Source organism: Pseudomonas pergaminensis (assembly GCF_024112395.2).
GTDB lineage: Bacteria > Pseudomonadota > Gammaproteobacteria > Pseudomonadales > Pseudomonadaceae > Aquipseudomonas > Aquipseudomonas pergaminensis.
This window is the reverse complement of the sequence record NZ_CP078013.2, coordinates 2,917,601-2,932,888: the sequence shown is the minus strand read 5'-3', so window position 1 is coordinate 2,932,888 and position 15,288 is coordinate 2,917,601. Positions and strand designations below refer to the sequence as shown.

Here is a 15,288-nt window from a genome sequence, read left to right as displayed (position 1 = left end):
TCAATTTCAGCACTGTCCCCTCTTGTGGAGCCGCAACCTTGGACACGCCTGCCGCACTGATTGATACCGTGAAAATGCAGCGCAATATCCAGCGCATGCAACAGCGTGCCAATGCCCTGGGCGTGCAGTTGCGCCCCCATGTCAAAACCCACAAGTGCGCCGAAGTGGTGGCCGCCCAAATCGCCGCGGGCGCCAGCGGCATCACGGTGTCGACGCTGAAAGAAGCCGAGTATTTTTTTGACCTGGGTATCACTGACATCCTCTATGCCGTGGCCATGGCCCCGCACAAACTGCCCCAGGCCCTGGCGCTGCGTCGCCGGGGTTGCGCCCTGACGCTGATCACCGACAGCCTCGCCGGCGCCCAGGCCATTGTCGATTTCGGTCGGGCGCATGGCGAAACCTTTGCGGTGATGATCGAGATTGATTGCGACGGCCATCGGTCCGGGGTCAAGCCACAGGATCCACGCCTGCTGGAAATTGCCCGACTGCTGGGCGACAGCCTGGTCGGGGTGCTCACCCATGCCGGTGAGAGCTACGGGCTGGATACGCCAGAAGCCCTGCAAGCCATCGCCGAACTGGAGCGCGCACGCTGCGTTGAAGCCGCCGAGTGTATTCGCGCAGCCGGGATGGCGTGCGCCCAGGTCAGCGTCGGCTCCACGCCTACCGCGCTGTCGGCGGTGAGCCTGGAAGGCGTGACCGAGCTGCGTGCCGGCGTGTATGCGTTCTTCGATTTGGTGATGCACAACATCGGCGTATGCCGCCTCGACGAACTGGCCTTGAGCGTGCTGACTACCGTAATCGGCCATCAGCCGGAAAAAGGCTGGATCATCACGGATGCCGGCTGGATGGCCATGAGCCGGGATCGCGGTACGCAAGCGCAGAAAAAGGACTTCGGCTACGGCCAGCTCTGTGATGAGCGCGGAACGCCGATCCAGGGGTTGCTGTTGAACAGCGCCAATCAGGAGCATGGCGTGGCGCACGTCCAGGACCAGGATGTGGTCGCGCAATATCCCTTGGGTACACGGCTGCGCATCCTGCCCAACCATGCGTGCGCCACCGGAACCCAGTTTGGGCATTACCACGCGTTTTTAGACAATGGCGATCTACAGGTATGGGAACGCCTGCGCGGCTGGTGACCCACTTTGACGTGGAGTATCAGGGCAAGCGCGGCGGTGTTGGGGTTTTTTGCCGGCAAGCCGGCTCCTACAGGGTGCGGGTTTCAGGTCTGAATGCGCGGGATCAGGCCCGGCAATTTCTGTAGGCGCCCGGCTTGCCGGCGATGGCGTGCGCAAGGTCAGCGCAGAAATCGAAGGCGCCATCGCCGGCAGGCCAGGCTCCTACAAGGGTCAGTGGGCATCCTCCAGGATCAGGTCGGCGCCCTTCTCTGCCACCATCAATACTGCCGCATGGGTATTACCCGAGGTTACGTTGGGGAAGATCGATGCATCGACGATGCGCAGCCCCGCCAGCCCGTGCACCTTCAGGCGCTTGTCCACCACCGATACCTGCGGATCCGAGCCCATGGCGCAGGAGCCGCACAGGTGGTAGATCGAGCCGCTGTTCTCGCGGAAGTATTGCAGCATCTGCTCATCGGTCTGCACCGCTTTGCCGGGCAATACCTCATCGACCGTGATGCTCTTGAGCGCCGGAGCCTGCATGATCTTGCGCATCAGCCGGCTGCCCTGGATCACCTCGTCGATGTCCTTCTGGGTGCTGAGGTAGTTGGGGTCGATCAAGGCCGCGTCCCGTGGGTTCTTCGAGGCAATACGGATGGTGCCGCGGCTGGTCGGCCGGCATGGGTTGAAGCACAGCAGGAAGCCGGAATACGGCTCGGGCTTGAGGCTGGCCTTGTTGTTTTTCGGGATCTGGTACGACAGCGGGTTGAAGTACAGCTGCAGGTTCGGGTCCTTCTGCTCATCGTTGCCGCGAAAGAACCCACCGGCCTGGTTGACGCTCATCGCCAGCGCGCCCTTGCGGGTCAGCAGGTACTTGAGGCCGAGTTTCAGTTGGCCGAACAACGAACTGAGCTCGTCATTCAACGTCGGGATATTGGCCTTGTAGTAGTAACTGGCGCACAGGTGGTCCTGCAGGTTTTCCCCCACGGCCGGCAAGTGCTTGACCAGCGGGATGTTGTGCTCGGCCAACAGCTTCTGGTCGGCCACACCGGACAGTTGCAGGATCTTCGGCGTGTCGACCGCGCCGGCACACAGGATCACTTCCTTGCGCGCGGTGAAGGTACGGGCCACGCCGTGTTGGGTGACGGCAATGCCGGTGGCACGCTGCTGGTCGTCGAACAGCACGCGGTCCACCAAGGCGTGCAGCGCCACCGTCAGGTTCGGGCGCCCCAGCGCCGGGTGCAGGTGCGCAAAGCTGCTGGAGCAGCGTTCGCCATTGCGGGTGTTGACGTCATACAGGCCCGCGCCTTCGAAGTTCGGGCCGTTGAAGTCATCGCTGTGGGCATAGCCCAGTTGCTCGCAGCCCTTGAGGAACACGTCGCAGATCGGGTGGGTCTGGCCCTTCATCGGCGTAATGCTGATGGGGCCGCTGCCGCCGTGGTACTCGGTGTCGCCCAGCGGGTGGTTCTCCAGCTTGCGGAAGTACGGCAGCACGTCCTTGAAACCCCAGCCGTCGTTGCCATTGGCGGCCCAGTCATTGAAGTCATGGGCCTGGCCGCGTACGTAGATCATCGCGTTGATCGAGCCCGAGCCGCCCTGCACTTTGCCGCGTGGCGCGTAGATCTTGCGGCCAGCCAACTGTTTTTGCGGCTGGCTGTAGTACATCCAGTTGAAGGTCGGGTTGTAATACATCTTGGCGAAACCGACCGGGATCTTGAACCACCAGGAACTGTCCTTGCCACCGGCTTCCAGCAACAACACGGAGTGTTCGCCCGAGGCGGACAACCGGTTGGCGAGGATGCAGCCTGCGGCGCCAGCGCCGGCGATGATGTAGTCATATGTCATTCACGGTTACCGCATCAGTCGTTTTTTTTAGCCCTTGGCGGGCGAAGTGTCTTTCACGTCAGCCGGGGTCGGCGCCATTTGCAGGTGCAGGCGCTCACCGGTGTACGGCGTGTGCTTGCGCACCACGTCCATGTTCAGTTCCACGCCCAGGCCTGGCTCGGTGGACGGGATGATGTAGCCGTCCTCCCAGTGCAGCGGCTTGGTCAGGACTTCGGCATGGAAACCGCCCCAGGTCATGATGCTTTCCTGGATCAGGAAGTTCGGCGTGCAGGTGGCCAGCTGGAAACTCGCCGCCGCGCCAATCGGCCCGTTGTACAAGTGCGGCGCGATTTGCGCGTAGTAGGCCTCGGCCATGCTCGCGATCTTCTTGGCCTCCAGCAGCCCGCCACAGCGTGCCACGTTCATCTGCAGGATCGACGCACCGCCCGCCTGCAGCAGCTTGAAGAACTCATACTTGGTGGTCAGGCGTTCGCCGGTGGCAATCGGGATGCTGGTCTTGGCCGCGACCTGGGCCATGGCGTCTTCCTGGCCGGGCGGCACGGGCTCTTCGAACCACAGCGGGTCGTACTTCTCCAAGCGCTTGGCCAGGCGGATCGCCGACGACGGCACCATCTGCCCATGGGTGCCGAACAGCAGGTCGCACTTGTCGCCCACCGCTTCGCGGATCTTGCGGCAGAACGTCTCGCAGCGCTCCAGCACTTCCAGCGAGATCTGGTGGCCGGAATACGCGGTGTACGGGCCTGCCGGGTCGAACTTCACGGCGGTGAAGCCTTTGTTCATGTTCTCGATGGCGCACTCGGCGGCCAGGTCCGGGTCGTCGTAGTCGTACTCGCCCTTGCTGTTGACCGGGTACAGGTAGGTGTAGGAACGCAGGCGCTCGTTGACCTTGCCGCCGAGCAGCTCGTAGACGGGCTTGTTGGCGGCCTTGCCGATAATGTCCCAGCAGGCCATTTCCAGGCCGCTGACCACGCCCATCATGGTCAGGTCCGGGCGTTGAGTGAAGCCGCTCGAATACGCCTGGCGAAAGAAACGCTCGATATGGTGCGGGTCGTGGTTGAGCAGGTAACGCTCGAACACGTCCTCGATGATCGGCAGCATGGCCTTGGGGCCGAAGGTGGCAGCGTAGATCTCGCCGACGCCTTCGATGCCGCAGTCGGTCTTGAGTTTGACGAACAGCCAGTACATGCCACCGATATGGGGTGGCGGAACAGCGACGATATGGGTTTCAAGGGCGACGATTTTCATCTCAGGCACCTGTCTGGTTGAATTTTTTACGATTGATTCGGGCGCGCAGGGTCAAGGCCGCAAGGGTGCCGAGCACGCCGATAAAGGCGATGTAGCCGAAATACAGGTTGTAGCCGGCCTTGCCTGGGTAGGTGTCGGTCAGGTAGCCGTTGATCAGCGGGATAAAGGTGTCGGGCAGGTAACCCACCACCGAGACAATGCCGATGGCCAGGCCGGTGATACGCAGCGGGATGTCGCAGCTGTCGAGGATCGCCCAGTACAGGCCACGGATCGCGTAGGTCATCAGGCCGATGAAGATCACTGTACCGATCAGCAGGCCCAGGCTGTTGAGTGCCGGGAACACGATCAGCCCGACCATGGCCAGGGTCACCAGCACCAGTGCGACGATCAACACCGAGATGTTCGAGAACTTATCCCCCAGCCAGCCGCCGCCGATGCCGCCGATGGGGCGCATCCACAGCTTGATGGTGGTGATGGTGCCAGCCATCACGGCGGTCATGCCGCTACCCTGCAGGTAATCGGAGAAGCTGTAGGTGGCCCAGAACATGTGGTAACCGCAGAACACGATGGCGGTCACCAGCCACAGCTCGGGGATTTTCACCAGGGTGGTCAGGTCGGCGACCAGGTTGAACTTGCCCTTCTCCACCACCGCCGTCTCGGCCATGGACTTGGGGTCCTTGAGCAGCACCAGCACGCAGCCGATGGCGATGCACACGAAGGAGTACAGGTAGACCACGTGCTTGAAGCCTTCGGCAGCCGTCTGGCTGCGGGTCTCGGTGGCGTAGGCGAACAGCCCCAGGGCCACGGTGGCCAACAGCGCCTCGACCAGCCCGCGACCGCCATCGAGGATGCCAAAGAAACGGCCTTGCTCGCTGTGGTGGGCGATCATCTTTACGCGCTTGAGCACCGAGGCCCAGAACGTCAGGCCGGTGGTCAGGCCCCAGCAGCCGAAGATAATCATCAGGCCGGTCATCGACGGCACGGTGGAATACCACAGGCCCAAGGCGCCGGTGGCGACCAGCGAGAAGAAGATCAGGAAGCGCGGCGGCAAGCGGTCCGCCAGCCAACCGCTGGGCAGGTAACTGAGCAGGAAGATCGTGCCGAGCATGGAGTACAGGTAGCCCAGCTCGCTGTGGTTGATGTGGAACACGTCGAGCATGGTGGTCTGGTAGACCTGGCGCAGGTAGAGGATCGGGTAGATCGCCCCGGCGGCCAGCACCAGCAACATCAATTGGAAATAGCGACTGGCTGTGTCGCTGTTTGCCGCAGGCACGGCAGCGGGAACCTGGGCAACGGGTGCAGGCTTGGACATCATTCGGACCTCAGGCACCCGATGCACGGGTGCCCCGATAATTGTTTTTATTAAGGGTGTTGCGGGTATTCGTGGATCAGTACTTCATGACCACCAGGCGGGTCTGGGTGAACTCAAGCATCCCGTGCTTACCGTCATCGCCGCCCAGCCCTGAGCGTTTCCAGCCGGCATGGAAGCCCTGGTAAGGGTCCGCCGGGGTGCGGTTGACGTACAACTCGCCAGCTTCGATGGCATTCGCCACTTTCATCGCCGTGCGGTAGTTCTCGGTGTAGAGCACCGACGACAGGCCGAACTGGTGGTCGTTGGCCATGGCCAGTGCTTCGTCGATGTCGCGGTACTTGAGCACCGGCAGCACCGGGCCGAAGATTTCTTCCTGGATGATTTCCATGTCCTGGCGGCAACCGCTCAGCAGGGTCGGCGGGTAGAAATGTCCCGGGCCTTCGGGCAGCACGCCACCTGCTTCCAGTACAGCACCAGCGGCCAGGGCGCGCTCGACCATGGCATGGATATGCTGTTGCGCGCTGGCATTGACCAGGGGGCCCATCAGGCTTTCGTCGCTGGCGCGATCACCGAACTTCACCGCGCTGATCTTGCTTTTCAGCAGCGCCAGGAACGGCGCGTAGACGCTTTCATGCACATATACCCGCTCCACCGCCGTGCACAGTTGGCCGCAGTGGGTGGTCTTGGAGGCGACGATGGCGCTGGCGGCCTGTTCCAGGTTGGCATCCGCCTCGATGATCGCCGGGGTCTTGCCGCCCAATTCCAGGGACGGCTTGGCGATATTGGCCTTGCAGTAGTCCAGCACGATGCGCCCGGCATTCACGCTACCGGTGAGGGTAATCAGGCCGACGGCCTTGTGAGTGCAGACGCTGGCGGCGGTGGCGTGGTCCATGGTCAGGATGTTGATCACGCCGGCTGGCACCCCGGCCTGGACCACGGCCTTGGCGATTTCAAACGCCGACAGCGGCGTGTTGTTGCTTGGCCGCACCACCACGGTGTTACCTGCGATCAGCGCCGGGGCGATCTTGCGCAGCAGGGTGTAGACCGGGTAATTGAACGGGATCAGGCAGGCCACGACGCCAATCGGCTCGCGTTGCAGGAACAGGTTTTCGTCCGGGGTATCGCTGGGGATGATCTCGCCTTCGATCCGACGCGCCCATTCGGCGTGGTAGCGGGTGATCTGTGCGGCGTAGCGCGCCTCGTTGCTGGCATCGCTGACACTCTTGCCGGATTCGCTGGCCAACGCGGTGCCAATGGCTTCGGCGCAGGCATCCAGCGCATCGGCGAATGCACGCAGGTGCTCGGCGCGTTCGATACTGGTGAGTTTGCCCCAGGTTTTCTGGGCAATGGCGGCGGCGTCGACGGCGGCAACCGCTTCATCCGGCGTGGCGGCGCTGACGTGGCCCACCAAGGCTTCGGTGGCGGGGTTGTAGACCGCGATCAGTGCATCACTGGCAGGTTCGACAAATTGACCGTTGAAAAAATTGCGCTCGAGTTGCATGTGGTTTGCCCAACGTTGTTGTTATCCGAGTGACCTGCAGTTTTGTCATCGGCCAGCCGTTGGACAAACGATTTATTGCGTGGGGTAACGTGCGAAAAACGCAGGTTAGTCGGCTTCAGCCCTCAACGACCGCGCTGGCGCAGCCACTGCAGGAAGCCCTTCTTCACCGGCACCACCGGTGCTTCCTGGGTCAACGCCTGCGCGGCGTGCAGGCGGAAATCCAGCAAACTCTTCATGGCTTCGCTGATGTCGTGCCGCGCATCCAGGCACGGCTTCAAGTATTCCTTCTCGATGCGGTACAGGGAACAGAACGTCTTCGCGGTGAAATCCGCCAGCGCCGCCTGGTCCGACAGAATGCCCGCCTCGCCGATCACCTCTCCCGGCCCCATGCGCCCGGCCTCGAACGTGTGCCCGCCCTTGGTCAGCATCACCGAGACCACACCGGACTCAACAATGAACAAATGATCGCTGACCTCCCCCGCCGGCAGGATCATCTCGCCCGCGCGGTAGGTGTGCAGGGTCATGTTCTGGCTGAAGGTGTCTTTTTCTTCCTGGCGCAGCGTGGAGAAAATCGACGACCGCTCCAGCAACGCGCGCGCGGCAGACATGCTCGGTGGCGCACTGCTTTCAGTCGCTGACAGCAAGCCGACGCCCGCCGCTTGCAGGTGACGGAAGGCCAGGTCGTACAGCTGGTTGCGCACCTCACGCTTGAGGGTCATGGCTGGCACGAACCCGCTGATTTCATACTCGACGCCGCCACTGGCCGAGGTCTTGAACGCCACGCTGGGTGCCGGCTTGGCCAGCAGCGGCCGACACCCTTGCATCGCCCGTTCCAAGGCCTCGATAACTGTCTGTGGCCGCGCGTGGGGGCTGACCTGCAGGCTGACCGTCAGGCCGAACATATCTGCCGGGCGCGAGAAGTTGACGATCTTGGCCTTGGCCGCCAGGGAATTGGGGATCACCGCCATGCTGCCCTGGGAGGTTTGCAGGCGCGTGGCGCGCCAGTCGATGTCCGTCACCCGGCCTTCGGTGCCATCGATGGAGATCCAGTCATCGAGCTGATAGGGCTTGGTGGTATTAAGCACGATCCCGGAAAATACGTCGCTCAGGGTGCTTTGCAGCGCCAGGCCGACGATGATCGCCACCGCGCCGGAGGTGGCGAGCACGCCTTTGACCGGCAAGTCGAGCACATAGGCCATGGCGGCAATGATCGCGATCAGGAAGATCACCGCCCCCATCAGGTCCTGCAATAACCGCCCGGTGTGCCCGACCCGCTGCATCATTACCGCACCCAGCAATACCGTCAGCGTTCGCGCCGCGAACAGCCACCAGCCGATCTGCAACGCCGTCGCCGCCAGGTGCAAGGCGGTGTTGTCCGCATAGGGCGCGAGTTGCATGGGGTTCATGCCGTCGTTGAACAGCACGGCACTGAACACGGCAAAGATCACCAACCGCGCGGCCAGCTTCCAATTGGCGAGGTTGACGGAAATAAGACGCCACACGGCGATGTCGATAAAAATCAGCGCCAGGGCGCACAACATCGGGTGATCAGCGATAAGTGAGGGCATCCAGGCGACTCCAGGGGCAATGACGGGAAGATCGCATGAAATGAGAACGCTGGAAACAAAATGTGGGAGCTGGCTTGCCTGCGATGCAGGCGCCTCGGTGTATGCGTTACACCGCGCTGATGCTATCGCCGGCAAGCCAGCTCCCACAGGGTTTTGCAGCGGGTCGTCAGGCGTGCATCTGCCCGAACTTGCCCGAGTGGAAATCGGCAAACGCCTGATGAATCTCCTGCTCGGTGTTCATCACGAACGGCCCATGCCCAACGATAGGCTCGTCGATCGGCTCACCACTGAGCAGCAACACCTTGGCGTCATCATTGGCTTCCAGTGTGAGCTGGCGGCCATCACGCTCGAACAACGCCAATTGGCCTTGGCGCGCGACTTCCTCGCCATTGACCAGCACCGTGCCGCGCAGGATCACCAGGGCGGTGTTGCGCCCCTCGTGCAGGTCCAGGGTGACGGGCTTGCCGGCGTTGAGGCGCAGGTCCCACACGTCGATGGGCGTAAACGTTCGGGCCGGGCCCCGGGTACCGGCGAACTCGCCGGCAATCAGCCGCAGTTGCCCGGCGTCGTTGGCCAAGGGCAATACCGGGATGTCGCCGTCGACGATCGTCTGGTAGCCGGCGTCGGCCATTTTGTCCTTGGCCGGCAGGTTGACCCACAGTTGCACCATCTCCAGCGCCCCACCGCTGCGGGCGAAGGCTGCGGAATGGAACTCCTCGTGGAGGATGCCCTTGGCGGCGGTCATCCATTGCACGTCGCCAGGACCGATGGTGCCGCCGGCGCCGGTGGAGTCGCGGTGTTCGACTTCACCGTCGTAGACGATGGTCACGGTTTCAAAGCCGCGATGAGGGTGTTGGCCAACGCCGCGACGTTGTTCGGTCGGGGTGAAATCCGCCGGGCCTGCGTGGTCCAGCAACAGGAATGGACTGATGTGCTTGCCCATGGCGTCGTAGGAAAACAGCGTGCGCACCGGGAAGCCATCGCCGACCCAGTGGGCGCGGGGGCTGGTGTAGATGCCGATAAGCTTTTTCATGGTGTACCTCCAAAGTGCGTACACCATAAGGCGGTCGGCCGGTGAGCACTAGCCGGCAAAAGCAGCCTGGATCGTCCTACGTATAGGACAATCCCTTGACCTGACGCTGACGCAACAGGTGAAACGCCACAAACGCCGTCACCGCAAAGCAGGCCTGGATAATAATCATCGGCGCGGCGCTGCCATCGCGCAATTGGCTCAGCAACACACCGCTGCAAGTCGCACCGAACATCTGCGCAAAGCCCATCAACCCAGCCGCCAGACCGGCGCGGTGCGCATTGGGCATGACCCCGCCGGTGACCGAGCCGGGCAAGACCAGCCCGCCGCCGAGGGTGACCAGGGCGATCGGGATATCCAGGCCGAGTACCGACAGGCCGAACAGCTCAAAGATGACCACGGCGGACACCCCGCCAATGGCCACCATCGTCACGCCCATCGCCACAATCCGCTGCGGGCCCAGGCGCAGGATAGTGCGCCGGGTGTAGGTGGAACCGACGATCAGCATCGACACAATCAGGCCGAAATTGATGCCGTACTCAAGGCTGGTGAAGCCCAGCAGGTTGATGAACACCGCCGACGAACCGGCGATCACTGCAAACATGGCGCCATAGGTGCACGCCAGGGCCACGGCGAACGCGCGGTATTGGCGGCCCTTGAGCAGGTCCAGGTATTGGCCGCCAAGGGTGCGCCAGTGACCGGCCTTGGGATCGAGGTAATGGTTGCTCTCGCGAAAGAACAGCAACGCCAGCAGCAGCACCACACTGCCAATCGCCAGCGCCAGGAGGATCGGCGCACGCCAGCCCAGCAGTTTGATCAGCAAGCCGCCGACCATCGGCGCCACCACGATGGCGTAAAGCATGCCGATCATGGTCAGCGCCAGCGCCGGCCCCGCTTCGGCCTTCCACACGTCCCGTACCACCGTGCGCGCCAATACCAGCGCGGCGCAGGCGCCCAGGCCTTGCAACACGCGCGCTGCAATGAACTGGTGGATGTCCTGCACCAGCAGCATCGACAACGTCGCCAGCACATACAGCGCGAGGCCGCCGATGAGCACCGGGCGTCGGCCAACGCGATCCGACAGCGGGCCGAACAGCAACTGCCCGAGGCCGAACGCCGCCACAAACGCCGATAGCGCCATAAGGGCCGATCCCGCCGGCGCGGCCAGTGCCTGCTCGATGGCGCCGAGACCGGGGATGATCAATTGGGTCGAGACCTCACCCAGTGCCGTCAGGGCCACCAGTAAACACAACAGGCTTCGCGATGGGACCGGGGCGTTTGTCATGGGGAACATCCGGGGGGCTGGATTAATTTATATTTCGACCATAATATGCGTAAAAAATTATGTCCATAATTTTTTGCCCAATGGTTACCCCCCGGAGCCCGCCATGCACCCTTCTCCCTTGCGTCTTCTCACGCCCCTGGCTTTGTTGATCATCCTCAATGGTTGCAACAGCAAGGCCGACACCGCCGCCGATGTGCCCCTGCCGCGCCCGGTCCTTGCCGCCAAAGTCGAAGCCGCCGGCACCCAGCAAAGTGCCTATACCGGCGTGGTCGCTGCGCGTACCGAAAGCGACTTGGGCTTTCGGGTCAGCGGCAAGGTCATCGAACGTAAAGTCGACACCGGCCAGCACGTGTCCCGTGGCGACACCTTGCTGGTGCTCGACATCGGCGACTTCGAACTGGCACTGCGCTCAGCCAAGAACCGCGTCAACGCCGCCCAGGCGCAACTGCGCCAGCGCCGTGACGACGAAAATCGCTACCAGCGCCTGGCCAACACCGGCGCCGTGTCGCGGCAGATCTTCGACCAGTCGGCCACCAACCTGCGCGTCGCCGAAGCCGAACTGGCCTCGGCGCAATCCGACGCCAGCCAGATCGAAAACCGCCGCACCTATTCGATCCTCAAGGCCGATGGCGACGGCATCATCACCGACGTACGCGCAGACCGTGGCCAGGTGGTTGCCGAAGGGCAGATCGTCGCCCGCCTGGCCCATGACGGCGCCCGCGAAGCCATCGTCAACCTGCCGGAAAACCAACGCGACCTGGCGTCGCAAAAAGCCCTGGCCTTCCCCTTCGGCGCCCCGGACCAGGCGGTGGCCGCCACCCTGCGCGAGCTGTCCGCCAGCGCCGACCCGACCACCCGCACCTACCGCGCCCGCTACGTGTTGCATGGCGCGGTCGACCGTTTCGCCCTCGGCTCGACCATCACCGTGCGCCTGCAAGGCAACGGCCAGGCGCAGCAGACCCGAGTGCCCATCGGCGCCTTGCAGGATGCGGGACAAGGTACCGGCGTCTGGCTGATCGGCGCGGACGACAAGGTCAGTTTCGCCCCGGTGAAAGTTGCCAGCCTCGGCCAGGAAGACGCCTTGCTCGACAGCGGCGTAAGCCCCGGCCAGGTGATCGTGGCCCTCGGCGCACACCTGTTGCACAGCGGTGATGCGGTGCGCCTGCTGCCCGCGCAAGCACTGGCCCTCAACCGCAAACAGGACAATTGAGCATGCGCGGTATCAACCTCTCTGAACTGGCGGTCAAGCATCGCGCGGTCACGTTGTTCCTGATCATTGCAATCCTTGCCGCCGGGATCTTCTCGTTCGGCAAACTCGGGCGGGCCGAAGACCCGTCCTTTACCGTCAAGGTGATGACCATCACCGCCGCCTGGCCCGGCGCCACCGCCCAGGAAATGCAGGAACAGGTGGCCGACCGCCTGGAAAAACGTCTGCAGGAGCTGGACTACTACGACCGCGTCGAGACCATCGCCCAGCCGGGCTTCGTGTCGATGCGCATGACCTACAAGGAGTCCACGCGCCCCAGCGAAATCCAGGACCTGTTCTACCAGACCCGCAAAAAACTCAGCGACGAAGCCGCCAAACTGCCCAAGGGGGTGGTCGGGCCGTTCTTCAACGATGAATATTCCGATGTGTATTTCGCCCTGTACGCCCTGGAGGCCGAACACTTGCCGCATCGGCAACAAGTGCAGATGGCCGAAGCGCTGCGCCAGGACTTCCTCAACCTGCCGGGGGTGAAGAAGGTCAATATCCTTGGCGAGCAGGCCCAGCGCGTGTTTGTCGAGTTTTCCTATGAGCGCCTGGCGACCCTGGGCATCAAGCCGGACCAGATCTTTGCCGCCCTCGCCGCACAGAATGCCGTGGCGCCGTCGGGCTTTGTCGAGACCGCCGGAGCTCGCGCCTACATCCGTATCGACGGCGCGTTCGACAGCCTGTCGCTGATTGAGAACGTGCCGCTGGAAGTCAATGGCCGCGTGTTGCGCATCGCCGATGTGGCCACCGTCAGCCGGGGTTATGAAGACCCGCCGAGCTACCGCATCCGTCACCAGGGCGACCCGGCGTTGATGCTCGGCGTGATCATGGAGAAACACTGGAACGGCCTCGACTTGGACAAGAGCCTCAAGGCCCAGGAAGCCAGGATCCAGGCGGACCTGCCGCTGGGCGTGAACTTCGCCAAGGTCTCCGACCAGGCGAAAAACATCAGCCTGGCGGTGAACGAGTTCATGCTTAAGTTCTTCGTCGCCCTGGCGGTGGTGATGGTGATCAGCCTGTTGGCCCTGGGTTTTCGCGTTGGGCTGGTGGTGGCCGCTGCGGTGCCGCTGACCTTGTCGGTGGTGTTTGTAATCATGCTGCTCACCGGGCGTGAATTCGACCGCATTACCTTGGGCGCGCTGATCATATCCCTGGGCTTGCTGGTGGATGACGCGATTATCGCCATCGAGATGATGGTGGTGAAGCTGGAGGAAGGCTTCGACCGCATCCACGCGGCCACCTTCGCCTGGAGCTCCACGGCGGCGCCGATGCTCACCGGCACGCTGGTCACCATCATCGGCTTTCTGCCGGTGGGTTTTGCACGGTCCGGAGCGGGTGAATATGCCGGCAATATCTTCTGGATCGTCGGTTTTGCGCTGATTTCATCGTGGCTGGTGGCCGTGGTCTTCACGCCGTACCTGGGTGTGAAACTGCTGCCACAGATCAAGCCGGTCCCCGGCGGCCATGATGCGATCTACGCCGGGCGCTACTACCAGAAACTGCGCACGCTGGTCGAAGCTTGCGTGCGCAAGCGTTGGCTGGTGACCGGGTTGGTGGTGGCCGCGTTTGTACTGTGTGGGTTGGGCATGGGCGTGGTGAAGAAGCAGTTCTTCCCCAACTCCGACCGTTCCGAGCTGATTCTTGAGGTGTACATGCCGCCCGGCAGCGCCTTCAAAAGCACTGAGGCGGTGGCCGCGCAACTGGAAAAAGCGCTGCTGCAGGAGCCGCAAACCACCCTGGTCGACACCTATGTGGGCGGCGGTGCGCCGCGCTTTTTCCTGTCGCTGAACCCCGAACTGCCAGACCCGGCGTTCGCCAAACTGATCGTGCAAACCCCGGACTCCCACGCTCGCGACGCGTTGAAACTGCGCATGCGTGAACGCATCGCCGCCGGTGAGTTTCCTTCGGCGCGGGTGCGCGTGACGCAACTGCTGTTCGGTCCGCCCGTGCCGTTCCCGGTGGTGTTCCGCGTTTCTGGCCCGAATGTGGATGTGCTGCGCAGCGTGTCCGAAGACGTGCGCAAAGTCGTCGCCGCCAACACGCTGACCAAGGATGCCTTCCTCGATTGGGGCGAGCGCACCAGCGCTTATCGCCTGGTGCTGGATCAAGATCGCCTGCGCTTGCTGGGCTTCACCCCCAATGAGGTGAAGTCGCAGCTTAATGCCCTGCTCAGCGGCAACCCGATCACCGAAGTGCGCGAGGGCAACCGTACCGTCTCTGTGGTCGCCCGCGCCCAGGGTAGCCAGCGCGAGGACCTCGGCAACCTCAATAACATGACCCTCACCAACAGTGCCGGCACCTCCGTGCCGCTGGCCCAGGTCGGGCATTTCCAGGCGGTAATGGAAGAACCGATCCTCAAGCGCCGCAATCGTGCGACCACCGTGGAAGTGCGCGCCGACATCATCGACGGCGTGCAACCGCCCGACGTGGAGATGGCCGTGTTCAAGGACCTGCAACCGCTGATCGCCAAGCTGCCCGCCGGGTACCAGATCGACATCGGCGGCCCGGTGGAAGAAAGCGCCAAGGCCAACGTCGCCCTGGCGGCACTGTTCCCGATCATGATCTTGCTGACCCTGACGGTGATCATGTTCCAGGTGCGCTCGTTCGGCGTGATGTTCATGGTCTTTGCCACTGCACCGCTGGGGTTGATCGGCGCGGTGCCGACCTTGTTGCTGTTCAACCAGCCATTCGGGTTCAACGCGATCCTGGGCTTGATCGGCATTGGCGGAATACTGATGCGCAACACGCTGATCTTCACCGACCAGATCCGACAGAACCAGGACCACGGCATGGCGATCCGCGAGGCGATCATTGAAGCCACGGTGCGGCGTGCGCGGCCGGTGATCCTGACCGCGTTGGCGGCGGCACTGGCGTTCATTCCGTTGACGCTGTCGGTGTTCTGGTCGTCCCTGGCCTATGTGCTGATTGGCGGCGTGCTGGTGGGCACGGTGTTGACGCTGTTGTTCCTGCCCGCGCTGTGCAGCCTGGTGCTGGGGCGGGAGAAGACAAAAGTTGTCGAAACTTCCCACGTAGCGGCCGGATAAGCTCTACTCCCCTCCCCTGAAAAGGTCCGCAAAGTCCCTCGCCTGACTACACAGCGCGAGGGATTGCAGATGGATTTTCTGATTGGAGCGG

General features: G+C 63.0%; 10 protein-coding genes. 3 read left to right on the top strand and 7 right to left on the bottom strand.

What is annotated here, in order from left to right:
• The first annotated feature begins 38 nt into the window (after nucleotides 1-38).
• Nucleotides 39-1,136 (top strand): DSD1 family PLP-dependent enzyme, encoded by a 1,098-nt coding sequence (locus tag KUA23_RS13265; RefSeq protein WP_252994098.1) that lies wholly within the window; start codon nucleotides 39-41, stop codon nucleotides 1,134-1,136.
• Between the two features lie 210 nt (nucleotides 1,137-1,346).
• Here KUA23_RS13265 and KUA23_RS13260 read toward each other — a convergent pair whose 3' ends face one another.
• From KUA23_RS13260 to KUA23_RS13230, 7 genes are all read right to left on the bottom strand, one after another.
• The gene (locus KUA23_RS13260; protein WP_078048233.1) at nucleotides 1,347-2,960 is read right to left on the bottom strand and encodes a GMC family oxidoreductase; all 1,614 of its coding nucleotides are present in this window, start codon (nucleotides 2,958-2,960) and stop codon (nucleotides 1,347-1,349) included.
• Nucleotides 2,961-2,987: 27 nt separating this feature from the next.
• Nucleotides 2,988-4,205, bottom strand: a complete 1,218-nt coding sequence (locus tag KUA23_RS13255) for a mandelate racemase/muconate lactonizing enzyme family protein (RefSeq protein ID WP_078048232.1) — start codon at nucleotides 4,203-4,205, stop codon at nucleotides 2,988-2,990.
• Between the two features lies 1 nt (nucleotide 4,206).
• Nucleotides 4,207-5,517 carry an MFS transporter gene (locus KUA23_RS13250; protein WP_252994097.1) on the bottom strand — a complete coding sequence of 437 codons (1,311 nt, stop codon included), beginning with the start codon at nucleotides 5,515-5,517 and terminating at the stop codon, nucleotides 4,207-4,209.
• Nucleotides 5,518-5,593: 76 nt separating this feature from the next.
• Nucleotides 5,594-7,018 (bottom strand): aldehyde dehydrogenase, encoded by a 1,425-nt coding sequence (gene aldA / locus KUA23_RS13245; RefSeq protein WP_252994096.1) that lies wholly within the window; start codon nucleotides 7,016-7,018, stop codon nucleotides 5,594-5,596.
• A 122-nt stretch (nucleotides 7,019-7,140) separates the two neighbouring features.
• On the bottom strand, nucleotides 7,141-8,586 hold the full coding sequence (locus KUA23_RS13240) for a mechanosensitive ion channel domain-containing protein (protein ID WP_078048230.1): 1,446 nt from the start codon (nucleotides 8,584-8,586) through the stop codon (nucleotides 7,141-7,143).
• Nucleotides 8,587-8,752: 166 nt separating this feature from the next.
• Complete coding sequence (locus KUA23_RS13235; RefSeq protein ID WP_078048229.1) at nucleotides 8,753-9,619, bottom strand: pirin family protein; 867 nt, start codon at nucleotides 9,617-9,619, stop codon at nucleotides 8,753-8,755.
• A 76-nt stretch (nucleotides 9,620-9,695) separates the two neighbouring features.
• Entirely contained in the window at nucleotides 9,696-10,901 is a 1,206-nt protein-coding gene (locus KUA23_RS13230) for a multidrug effflux MFS transporter (RefSeq protein WP_078048228.1), read from the bottom strand.
• A 103-nt stretch (nucleotides 10,902-11,004) separates the two neighbouring features.
• On the opposite strand from KUA23_RS13230, the gene KUA23_RS13225 reads away from it, so the two are divergent.
• The gene (locus tag KUA23_RS13225) at nucleotides 11,005-12,111 is read left to right on the top strand and encodes an efflux RND transporter periplasmic adaptor subunit (RefSeq protein ID WP_252994095.1); all 1,107 of its coding nucleotides are present in this window, start codon (nucleotides 11,005-11,007) and stop codon (nucleotides 12,109-12,111) included.
• Between the two features lie 2 nt (nucleotides 12,112-12,113).
• Nucleotides 12,114-15,197 carry an efflux RND transporter permease subunit gene (locus KUA23_RS13220; RefSeq protein WP_099491274.1) on the top strand — a complete coding sequence of 1,028 codons (3,084 nt, stop codon included), beginning with the start codon at nucleotides 12,114-12,116 and terminating at the stop codon, nucleotides 15,195-15,197.
• The last annotated feature ends 91 nt before the right edge of the window (nucleotides 15,198-15,288 follow it).

Bases quoted from the DNA above. Each gene is read 5' to 3' on its own strand.
- aldA (WP_252994096.1), bottom strand. From the start codon at position 7,018: ATGCAACTCGAGCGCAATTTTTTCAACGGTCAATTTGTCGAACCTGCC.
- KUA23_RS13220 (WP_099491274.1), top strand. From the start codon at position 12,114: ATGCGCGGTATCAACCTCTCTGAACTGGCGGTCAAGCATCGCGCGGTC.
- KUA23_RS13260 (WP_078048233.1), bottom strand. From the start codon at position 2,960: ATGACATATGACTACATCATCGCCGGCGCTGGCGCCGCAGGCTGCATC.
- KUA23_RS13255 (WP_078048232.1), bottom strand. From the start codon at position 4,205: ATGAAAATCGTCGCCCTTGAAACCCATATCGTCGCTGTTCCGCCACCC.
- KUA23_RS13250 (WP_252994097.1), bottom strand. From the start codon at position 5,517: ATGTCCAAGCCTGCACCCGTTGCCCAGGTTCCCGCTGCCGTGCCTGCG.
- KUA23_RS13240 (WP_078048230.1), bottom strand. From the start codon at position 8,586: ATGCCCTCACTTATCGCTGATCACCCGATGTTGTGCGCCCTGGCGCTG.
- KUA23_RS13230 (WP_078048228.1), bottom strand. From the start codon at position 10,901: ATGACAAACGCCCCGGTCCCATCGCGAAGCCTGTTGTGTTTACTGGTG.
- KUA23_RS13235 (WP_078048229.1), bottom strand. From the start codon at position 9,619: ATGAAAAAGCTTATCGGCATCTACACCAGCCCCCGCGCCCACTGGGTC.
- KUA23_RS13225 (WP_252994095.1), top strand. From the start codon at position 11,005: ATGCACCCTTCTCCCTTGCGTCTTCTCACGCCCCTGGCTTTGTTGATC.